This window comes from Streptomyces tyrfis, from assembly GCF_037034285.1.
Lineage (GTDB): Bacteria > Actinomycetota > Actinomycetes > Streptomycetales > Streptomycetaceae > Streptomyces.
The window spans coordinates 1-9,564 of the sequence record NZ_JBAGJZ010000089.1 but is presented as its reverse complement, the minus strand read 5'-3'; the positions used below and the strand labels follow the sequence as shown (position 1 = coordinate 9,564).

The window sequence follows — 9,564 nt, the reverse complement described above, 5'->3', positions numbered from 1 at the left end:
CCGCGTTGACGCAGCTGTTGGACTACCGGTACCACGGCCAGGCAGAGCAGCGCGGTTCCTCCGAACGCTGCACCTGCCGAGAGCAGGGCACCGGAAACCGGGGCGCCATCGATGACCTTGAGGAAACCGACGCATACCGCGATGAGAGCAGAGAACAGCACCATGACCAGCAGCCAGGGGACCCAGGCACTGTTCGCGGGCTCGGAGGCCGATGTGGGCGGGGTCGCCGGAGCGGACGGTTGGTGCAGGGTGTTCACAGCGGCGCTTCTTTCTCGAATCGATGACTGGTGACGGCATCAGGGGCGGGTTCGGCAGACGGGTCCAGTAGCGCGCCGGCCAGGGCGATGCGGGCGCGTCGTACGGACGAAGCGACGGCCAGATGCGCTCGGTCCAGCTCGTCAAGGCAGTTCAGCGCGGCCACGACCTCCTGCTGCTCGGCCAGGTCCGGCAGCGGAATCCGCAGCGATCCGAGGGACTCGGACCGGAGAGACGGGGCTGCGGTGGCCGCGGCCCGATCCCGCATCCAGACGACGGACTCGTCCAGGCACAGGTAGTGGAACAGGTACTCCGGCAGCACCCGGTCCTTCTGTCCCTTGGGCACACGGAGACGGATGACATTGGGGCTCATCAGCCAGCCGACCTGATGCTGCTGCACCAGTGCCGGCGGAACGATCGCACCGGAGCGGACACACACGATGTCCCCGTCCTGCAACTCGAAGTTCCTCAGCCGACGGGCCGTCTCCTCCGTCACCCTCTCGTCCGCCTCGTCGCTGATGCGCCGCTCCTTCAGGTGCCGTGGGAACACCACAGGAACTCGGCCGCTGGTACTGCGTTGCTTCTTTCCGAGCTTGGAGTACGACGGTCCGGCCTGGATCTCGCACAGTGAGTCGAGGTTGGCCATGGAGACCGGATGGTTCTTCCGGAGCAGCGGTCCACGGTCCCCGACGAACGGCAGTCGGGCGGCGTCCTGCATGTCCCGTAGGTGCTCCTCGGCGTCACTCAGCCTCTTCCATGTGGACACGAGATCGAGTTCGTGGCCTCCGTCTCTCCGGCGTTCGATATGGTCAAGAGGGTTGAGCGAGTAGTCGCTGCGCCGCAGTTCTTCACGGGATACCAGAGCGGCGGGCACGTGTGGCTCCGCGGTCGTCGTCCCAAGGGGAAGTGCGGCCCCTTCCGTGTTCCTGTGGGTGCGGAAGGCGTCGAGGAGAGATTCGGCATCCTGAGCGTCGAGAACCCGACGCGAGCCGTTCTTCACTCCCATGTGCCGCGCATCGAGGAACAGTGTGCTACCGCAGGGGTTGTCGGGGTGGCGCAGTATCCACACGGAGACTGGTACGGCGGTGCCGGTGAACAACTGGGCCGGCAGGGCGATGACGCAGTCGACGACTCCGCTCTCCACCAGATTCCGCCGGATGGTCCGCTCAGCCTTGTGACCGGAGTTGCCTGCCTTGTTGGGCATGATGATCCCGGCTCGGCCCCGCTCGCCCAGTTTCGCCAGGCAGTGCTGGACCCAGGCAAGGTTGTCGTTGTCGAGGGGCGGAGCCCCGTAGGCCCACTGTCCCTCGCGGCGCTCTTCGCGGCCGGGATCGCTCATGTTGAACGGTGGGTTGGTGAGCACGATGTCGAACGACTCCAGCGGGGTCCGTCCTGGGATGTCGTGCCAGGGGGCTGTGCGCTTGAGGTCGAGAGCCGGGGAAACGCCATGAAGAAGGAGATTCATGGTCGCCAGTCGCCATGTGTCGGCGCGCCGGGTCTCGCCGTACGTCAGCAACGTCTCCTTGCGCGGCAGACCGTCCTTGTCCAAGGCACAGGCGGCCATCGCCTCGATGAGGAACCCGCCGTCGCGGGCGTAAGGGTCGTAGACGGACTCCGGTTCCCCGGGACCGAACTCTGAGCAGGCCAGCCGCGTCATCAGCCGGACCACAGAGCGAGGGGTGAAGAACTCGCCGCTGCCCAGCGCGGCTCGTTGCTCGTACTCGTCGAGGATGAGCCCGAACACGTCCTCGGTGAGGCGGCTCATCGCGTCCACGACGTTGCGAAGGTCACGAGCGGTCCGCGGCTCCAGGCGCCCCAACGCCTCCTGCATGCTCGAATGGACGCCGAGGCCACGCATGTCCTCGTCGGCCGCGCGGCCGATGTCCTGGAGCAACCGGGCTGCATCGTCGAGACTGCTGACGGTGCGGGCGCGGGCGGCCAATGTGCCGAAGCGGTCCGGGGCGGCGCCGCGGAGGAAGTGGAGGCAGAGCAGCAGGTTCAGATAGTCGAGCACGCTGGCCGCCCCTCGTACCCGGTCAACGAGGTTGCCCATGAGATCGGCCACGATCCGCCGGTTCTCGGGGCGGGGCTCATCAACAGCGCCGGTCGGCATGCGGTACGCCGACCCGGCGCCGAGACGGTGCTTCGCCCCGGCGGCCGGGGGCTTCCCGGCTTCTCCCCCCTTCCGGGCCCGGTCTCCGTAGGTGGTGCCGACGGGCTCTCCTGCGACGAGCCGCCCGGACGGCACCGGCCGCCGGTCCAGCCAGTCAATGATTTCCGACCGTCGGAAGTAGTCCTGTCCGTTGGAGCGCCGCGGCGAGGGGAAGTCGGTCTCCTGACTTTCCCAGGCCGTTACGGTCGGTCGGCTTACGCCTGCGAGCGTGGCAATCTGCGCTCGTCCGAGCAGCGGATCCTCACCGGTTGGCGGGTACGACATGAGCGCGGAGCCCCCTTCAACTGCGCTACGAGAAATGGTTGATGGAGAGTGAGCCTAGAAGTGCGCGGCCACGCCGAGCAACTGCGCACCTGGAGTGCGCAAGCCCCTTCAGGGCTGTGAGGGCTACGGGTGCTGGTGGGGCGTTGGCCCTGTGGCGGTGTCCTGTTCGCTATCTCAGAGGACTTGCTCACCGATTACCGTTTGAAGAGGGTGTTGGGGTGAGGCTGTTCGCTCATGTGCGCGTGTGCCACCCTGCCGGGCAAGGCGCTGCCTCGTCCATGCCGGATGACCATGGACGCGTCATACTGCTGCGATGGGATTCGACGGGGCGGTCCAACGGGACGGTGGCGTCATCTGGCTTCAGATCGATCCGCATCTGATCGTCTCCGTCAACAACGCGGAGCGGCCTGCGGGGTAACGGCAGCTCGACCGACTGTCCACGATCCTCGGCGAGGCCGGTGACGGCTGGTTCCGGGCCAGTGACCTCCTGTCCCCGCGGCTTGTGGAGAGCGCGTGGGCCCCTCCGTCCCGGCGGCCGGCTTGACCACACGTAACGGAGGGTCCCATCGGCGTGCGGCCAGCGGTCAGTCGGAGGAGCGGGTGAGTCGTCGGAGTGAGGTGTGGGCGGCGTTTCGTCAGACCTTCTCGACTCGCACGGGGTGTTCCGCGAGGAGTTGAGTCATGTCGTCGGTGTCGGATGTGAAGACGGTTGCCTCGGCTCCCCGCATGGCTTCCCGCCCTGCCACAGCCGCCAGAATGGCGTCGATGGCGTACTTGTGGCCATGCAGACCAGCCGCCTTCAGCATGTCGCGCGCCATGGTGATCACCTGGTCGTCCGTGTGCAGGACGCGGATACGGGACAGCGCCCAGTTCCACGATGCCTGCCTCGACGTTTCGCGAGGGTCCCATGCTTCCAATGTCGTGAGCGCCGACGTGACGATCGGGATGTCGAGCCGCGGAGCCGTTTTGATCAATGCGACGATCTCCCGATCGCCGTGAACCGCCTTGGAGAGGGCCTCGGAGTCGAACACGAAGACGCGCTGTCGCGGCCGGTGCAGTTTCGCTCGGGTGGTGCGGCTCACGCGGCCTCGCCTGAATGCGAGTGCTGCTCGTCGTGCCAGCCGTCAATCGCGGCGATGCGGTCCAGCGCTGCTTGCTGCTCTTCGTCCGTCACGGCGCCGTGCTCTCCTTCGAGGCGTTCAGCCAGCTCGCGCAGTCGGTCCATGGCGTCCTGATGAGCTGCGGCGGCCGCAATGTAACTGGACACCCCGCGCGCATCGACGCGCTCCTTGATCGATTCCACCAGCTCTTCCGGCACGGTGATGGTGATCTTCCGAGTTGCCATACTTCAAGTATGCCATGTCTTGTGTGTTGCGGGTGGGTGCCTCGGCTGTCGCCATCCTCGGTAGCCACTTCACGCTTCGCCCGGGAAGCTCGGAGCCGGGGCGTGAGGGGCGCAGGGACCTTGCGGTGCCCGGCGATCCGCCCGCTCACGCAAACGGCCCCGGACGAGGAGTCCGAGGCCGAGTAGGAGCCCTCCCTGGGCAGGAAATCCCAGGTCAGAGCGGTAATACGTTGTGCCCCCGGCAGGATTCGAACCTGCGACACCCGCTTTAGGAGAGCGGTGCTCTATCCCCTGAGCTACGAAGGCCGGGATCTGTCGGAAAACGTGTCTAAAACCCCGCGCGAATTGCGATGGGCTTCAGGCCTGCTGTCGACAAGGTTGTGGTGGGCAGGCTGGTGAGGTCTGGGCCACCGCCGACAGTGTAGCGGGTCGGGTGGGATCGGTGCTGGTGTGTGATCACTGGCTCCTGCGTCGTGCTGGCTCGGGGCACCGGAGTGTGTGCTGAGCAGGAGGGTCCGGGCGAGGGCTGGTGTCAGGTGACGAGGGTCGTCTGGTGGTGCATGGCTCGCGTGACGGAGTTGTTCAGCCAGGCGTAGCCGATGTAGATGAGCAGGCCCCCTTTGGCTCCGTAGGCGGGGACCCTCTTATGCGGGTAGCTCTGGTCGAATCGTGAATGTGTGGATTCGCTGTCCTGGCGGAACCCTTTGAGACGGCGGCCTGCGGGTGTGTCGGGTGGGACCTGCCGGAGGTGTTCGGTGCGGTTGAAGCGTTTCTTGCCCGTGGTGGGATCGACCAGGCGGTCGTCTTCGGTTTCATCGACCCGGATGCGGAGCGTGTGGTCTTTGATGCGGCACGGGATGGTGAGGCGGTGGTAGTGGCGGGTCCGCTTTCCCTGGCGGCATTCGAGTTCCTCGACGGGGAGCGGAGTGTAGTGGGTCTGCCCGTCGACGGTGATGTGGCGTTCGCAGACCCGGGCCTCGGCGACGTAGAGATCGTGTTTGCAGGGACCGTCCTGGTAGCGCTCCAGGGACTGCGGTGGGAGCCCTGAGTGCTGGGGGGTGAAGACGAGCAGGCCTTCGGCGATCAAGGGGGCGCGGTGGACGCCGCGGAGGGCTGCGTCGTAGGTGGCGGCCCGTAGGCCGGGGGCGCGGGTGAGGATGTGCTTGACCAGCTGGACGAAGGCGGCGCCTTCGGCTTCCCTTTCTGGGTCTTCTTCTTGGGATCTGTGGCGGATGGATTCCAGCGCCAGAATCACGCGGCTGTGGGCCCTGTTTGCAAGGCGGATGCCCACGGAGAGGAATTTGTTGCCGTAGACCTGCTTGCCGCCGCCTTCGGTTGTGACGCCGGCGTCTTCGTCTACTCGGTGGGTTCGGATCTCCCCGGTGGTTTCGTCTACGGTCTCGTGCTCGGTGCGGGAGGAGGGTGGGGCGGCGACAGTGGCGTCGCCGTGCAGGACCTGGTGGCGTTCGGGGTAGATGCGGCTGATGCGCTTGCCGGACTCCACCATCATTCCGTGGTCGAGGGCCTGCTGAATCCACAGGCCGCGGCTGATGTCGCGGACCGTTCCGTGGGCGGGTTTGAGGTGCTTGTGAAAGTAGTGGTTCCAGTTGCTGCGGGACGGTCCGGTGGGCCGGAGGGCGTTGGCTGCTTCGTTCCCTTGGTGGGCCCGGACTGCTCGGCGTACGGCTTCCCACCACAGGGGACGCTGGAGGTGGCTGGCGGTGGAGCGGGCGGAGCCGAACAGCGAGATTGAGCAGAGGAAGATCAGGTAGACGGCGGGCGGATAGTGGGCGGGGCGCCCGACCTTGTTCGGGCCGGGCAGTGCAGCGGCGGCGGTGTAGAGGTCCGGGTTGTTCACCAGGTACTCGAACCGTTCGTCCTGGGTGAGCGGAGGGGCTTCGGGGCCTTTGGGCGGAGGCCGGTCAATCTTGGCGCCGAAGGCGTCGTCGGGGATGGCGCCGTAGACGTATGTGGGCTGGCCCTTGTGCTGTTTTGCCTCGGCTGTGGTGGGACGTGCGGTCGCCGTGGTTTTGCGTCGACTCATGGGGAGGCCTCCCCGTTCTGCCAGGCGAGGCCTGCCAGACCCGCCGCGGCATCCAGAGAGGACAGGCCCAAGCGGCGGGCAACCTCGGACAGTTGGCCGGTCTCGTACAGGACCCGGCGAGCGACGTAGCGGGTGATGTCTCGGGGTTCGACCTTGCGCTTGCCGGTGGCGAGCCCGGCATTGCGGGCGATGTCGTTGAAGCCGGCGCCGACGCTAGCCTGGGCACCGTACCGTGAGGACTTCGTGCTGGTGACCAGTCGGTACGGGCCGTGCCTGGCGCGCTCGAGGCGAGCGGCGCGCAAGCCCAGGACGTAGACGCCCCACTCGTTGATCGGGCACGTGCGGGGGTGGGTGCGGGTACCGCCAGCGGTGCTGACTTCGGCTGCAGGCAAGTCGAGGTCGGTGGTGGTGGCTGCTGCGGTCTCGGCACTGTTCAGCCCAGCGAGGAGGAGCGCGAGGAGGGCGGCGTGCCGGGTTGTGGGCATACCGCGCTCGGCGTGGAACTGCAGGTTCTCGATGTCCCGTTCGGTGAGGCCGATGCCGGGGCTGCGCGGGTCGCGCTTGATCGGCGGTGAGTCGAGGAACGGTGCGGCCTTGGTCATGCCCAGGGCTCGAGCGTGCGCGAAGAGGGAGACAATCGCGGAGCGTCGCTGGCGGCGGGTGCTGTTCGCAGGGATCAGGGTGATGTTGTTGCGCCGGTCGCGTCCGGGGGCGGTGATGAACGTCTCCGCCAGGTCTCGGGTGACGTCGTCCATACGGCTGATGTGATGGGCGTCGGCGTAGCGGTGGAAGCGCTCGCTGACCTGGATGTAGAGGTCGACAGTCTCGATGCTCATCTCACCTGCGGCGGCCTTGTGTAGCCAGAGTCTGCTGACTTCCAGTAGCGCCTCTTTGATCGTTGCCCTAGTCACGGTGGGCTGCCGGGGTAAGCGAGTTCCGGGCGGGTGAATCACACACGCTGTGGGGCGCGGGCGCGCTACGGTGGACGGCGTTCCTCGCTTTATGTGAGGGCATACCGAAGCCCCTTCCTGCGCGGCCGCGCCGCGCGGGTCGATGGGTGACGGTGGGGGTCCGGCGGCGCCAACCCGGCCAAGGGATGAAGGCGCTGCCGGACCGTTCTATATCTGGGGGTCCTAGACGACGGGGCGGCTCCGGAGTTTCGCGGTGAGTGTGGCCACGGCGCACAAGTGGCCGTGCAGGGCGAGTACTTCCTCTGAGGTGAGGCGTGTCAGATCCGCCAGCAGTACGGGCGGGAGAAGGAGCGAAAGGAGGTCATCGTCACCAAAGCGGCTCTCGACCTGTGAGTTACTGCCAGTCTCGCGGCGCGGAGGCGGGACTCTTGTCACCTCTGGTCCGTCCTCGTTCCATGCTCCGTTCGTCGGTTCGGAGTCGGCCTCGCAGTCGCCCACCGGCCCGGTCGGCGCTGGTTTGTGGGGCTGAGGCTCGTCTGCTGCTTGCTCCTCGAAGAGGGTGTCCTGGGGCTGGCGCTCAACCAACTCTGGAGGGACATCGCCGGCCTGTGAGGCCGATTGCGCGTTGTGGACGTAGCAGGGGCCCTCGTACCAGTTCAGGTATCCGTCCCCGTCCGGGACAACCATGCCCACGGCCACCAAAAGATCCAGAAGAACATGGGCCTGCCGGATGCGGCTCTCCTTGGCCCGCGCTGCCATAAGCAGCTTCACGACCAGGCTCTCGCGGGTCACGGGCCCGTGCCGCAGCCGCTCGCGCATGGCGCGCCCGAACCACTGCCCTTTCCAGCTGCCGCGTAGGGCTTCCAGACCCGCTTCGTCGCTCTTCTTGAATGCCCGGGCGACTGCGCGGCCCTTAGGGCTCGGCAGGTACATCGTGCGCTTGTGCGCCGTAACGAGCAGTCCCGTGTCGACCGCGAAGACTGGAACGAGTCCGCAATTCTTCTTGGAGAAACCGGTGGCCTCAGCCAACTGGACGGCGCCCAACGGCACCGGCGACAAGCAGGCTGCCCTGATTACGGCCACCTGCTGGTCGGCGCGCAGCTTGCGGGTAGGCATCAGCTTCTCGTCAGGCGCCAGCAGGGAACGTCCCGTACTCACAGCCCCTCACCTCCATTTTGCTGAGCAGTCACCTGAGGACCTCGCTGGGTATCTGGATGCGGACATAGCTATGACTCGACGAACCTCTTGCTGTTTTAATAGCAGCCCTGGTCGGGGTACGCATGTCGCTGCCCCGTCCGCCACACTGGTCGCGTGGCTGGAGGAACGAGACGTGGAAAGAAGCCGTGGGAGTACGCCATGGCCGGCGACTGGCCGTACGCGGTGATGGACGGCTACCGCCCTGCCCAGGTTGGCCAGGCGATCGCCCGTGCGCTCGCGGAAGCCATGGAACGCAAGGGGTTGAGCGCGAACGCGCTTGCGACGGCTTCGGGAGTCAACCGGCAGGTCATTTCCAACGTTCTTGCTGGCTCTACATGGCCCGATCTGCTGACAGTGGCCAGCCTTGAGGACACCCTGGGCGAGATGCTCTGGCCCCGTCACGTGGACTGGCCGCACGACGAGAATGGGGTCCGCCAGCAGCCCCTGCCGCCCCAGTTGCACCGCGAAGCGGAGTAGCCCGCTTCTACATCGCGTGTTCCGTGTCGAGGATGAGTATGAAAAGAGCATGCCTGTCCGACCTCCCGATAGGGGGAATCTGGCCGCACAGCCCTCATGCGGGCAGATGTGACCCGCTAACGTGAGGAACGGCGGCTCAGCCGCGCTAAAGACCGCCGCCCTCACCTAGGCGTTGGCCGCGAACCCTTGGCCGGGTGTAGGGCGGCGGTCGCTCATGTGGGTGACGTCTAGGCGGTCTCCCATGGGGCAGCCAGCAGGAACGAACAGCGTTGGCCACTACCGTCACGCGTCTTTTGTAGAACTTTCCGCTTGACCAGGGAGTCGAGCAGGGCCCGGGCGCGGTTGTGGGAGTTCTGTTCCTGCGCCTGGTCCACACCCTCCAGCCGCACAGCGATGTCCTTCGGCGTCCAGCGCCGATCGGGTTCAAGTGCGACGATCCGCATCACTGCGACAGACCGCTCTCCATGGATACGGATCGGTGCCGTGTCCGGTTCCGGATCGGTGGCAGCCTGCGGAGCCGCATCATCTGTCGGGTCCTTTGGCGCAGAGGGACACTCCGGGGGAGGGTCTTCCTCGCGATCCGCAGCAGTGTGGGCGTCATGCGGCCTCGCCTGCGGCTCCTCGGATGTCTGTCGCAGGCCGGTTCCCGCTTCCACGGCAGTGCGGAGTGCTTCGAGAACACGTTCGGCGCCTTCGCGCTTGCCAGCGGCTTCAGCGCGTTCGGCCCTGGTCTGTTCGATCTGCGCCTGGAGCGCTGCGATGCCTGCCGTGAGCCGGGCCAGGTGCTCGTCCTTCGAGGCGACGAGAGCATCGCACTCACGGAGCATCGCCTCCATGTCCAAGGCGACCCAGTCTGCGGACGGCGTGGGACCGTCGATCAGGCTCATGGCATCACCTT

General features: G+C 66.5%; 9 protein-coding genes and 1 tRNA gene. 1 reads left to right on the top strand and 9 read right to left on the bottom strand.

Going from position 1 to position 9,564, the window contains the following annotated elements; genetic code table 11:
- The 8 genes from WA762_RS34990 to WA762_RS34955 form a co-directional block, all read right to left on the bottom strand.
- The coding region (locus WA762_RS34990) for a hypothetical protein (protein ID WP_335941627.1) at window positions 1–257 on the bottom strand (257 nt) is incomplete at its 3' end.
- Complete coding sequence (locus WA762_RS34985) at window positions 254–2,320, bottom strand: type I restriction-modification system subunit M/S (protein WP_335941626.1); 2,067 nt, start codon at window positions 2,318–2,320, stop codon at window positions 254–256. The genes WA762_RS34985 and WA762_RS34990, both read right to left, overlap by 4 nt.
- A 1,007-nt stretch (window positions 2,321–3,327) precedes the next feature.
- Window positions 3,328–3,774, bottom strand: a complete 447-nt coding sequence (locus tag WA762_RS34980) for a hypothetical protein (RefSeq protein ID WP_335941625.1) — start codon at window positions 3,772–3,774, stop codon at window positions 3,328–3,330.
- Window positions 3,771–4,037: a hypothetical protein gene (locus WA762_RS34975; RefSeq protein ID WP_335941624.1), complete on the bottom strand. Its 267-nt coding sequence runs from the start codon at window positions 4,035–4,037 to the stop codon at window positions 3,771–3,773. Before WA762_RS34975 ends, WA762_RS34980 begins: the two co-directional genes overlap by 4 nt.
- A 233-nt stretch (window positions 4,038–4,270) precedes the next feature.
- Window positions 4,271–4,343, bottom strand: a tRNA-Arg gene (locus tag WA762_RS34970).
- Window positions 4,344–4,569: 226 nt separating this feature from the next.
- Window positions 4,570–6,081: a hypothetical protein gene (locus tag WA762_RS34965; protein ID WP_335941623.1), complete on the bottom strand. Its 1,512-nt coding sequence runs from the start codon at window positions 6,079–6,081 to the stop codon at window positions 4,570–4,572.
- Complete coding sequence (locus WA762_RS34960) at window positions 6,078–6,917, bottom strand: hypothetical protein (RefSeq protein ID WP_335941622.1); 840 nt, start codon at window positions 6,915–6,917, stop codon at window positions 6,078–6,080. Before WA762_RS34960 ends, WA762_RS34965 begins: the two co-directional genes overlap by 4 nt.
- Before the next feature lie 297 nt (window positions 6,918–7,214).
- A complete protein-coding gene (locus WA762_RS34955; RefSeq protein WP_335941621.1) occupies window positions 7,215–8,150 on the bottom strand; it encodes a hypothetical protein in 936 nt (311 codons plus the stop codon).
- Between the two features lie 198 nt (window positions 8,151–8,348).
- On the opposite strand from WA762_RS34955, the gene WA762_RS34950 reads away from it, so the two are divergent.
- On the top strand, window positions 8,349–8,666 hold the full coding sequence (locus tag WA762_RS34950; RefSeq protein ID WP_335941620.1) for a helix-turn-helix domain-containing protein: 318 nt from the start codon (window positions 8,349–8,351) through the stop codon (window positions 8,664–8,666).
- Between the two features lie 227 nt (window positions 8,667–8,893).
- Here WA762_RS34950 and WA762_RS34945 read toward each other — a convergent pair.
- Window positions 8,894–9,564: hypothetical protein (locus WA762_RS34945; RefSeq protein ID WP_335941619.1), on the bottom strand; the 671-nt coding region annotated here is incomplete at its 5' end.

Bases quoted from the DNA above. Each gene is read 5' to 3' on its own strand.
- WA762_RS34975 (WP_335941624.1), bottom strand. From the start codon at position 4,037: ATGGCAACTCGGAAGATCACCATCACCGTGCCGGAAGAGCTGGTGGAA.
- WA762_RS34950 (WP_335941620.1), top strand. From the start codon at position 8,349: ATGGCCGGCGACTGGCCGTACGCGGTGATGGACGGCTACCGCCCTGCC.
- WA762_RS34960 (WP_335941622.1), bottom strand. From the start codon at position 6,917: ATGAGCATCGAGACTGTCGACCTCTACATCCAGGTCAGCGAGCGCTTC.
- WA762_RS34965 (WP_335941623.1), bottom strand. From the start codon at position 6,081: ATGAGTCGACGCAAAACCACGGCGACCGCACGTCCCACCACAGCCGAG.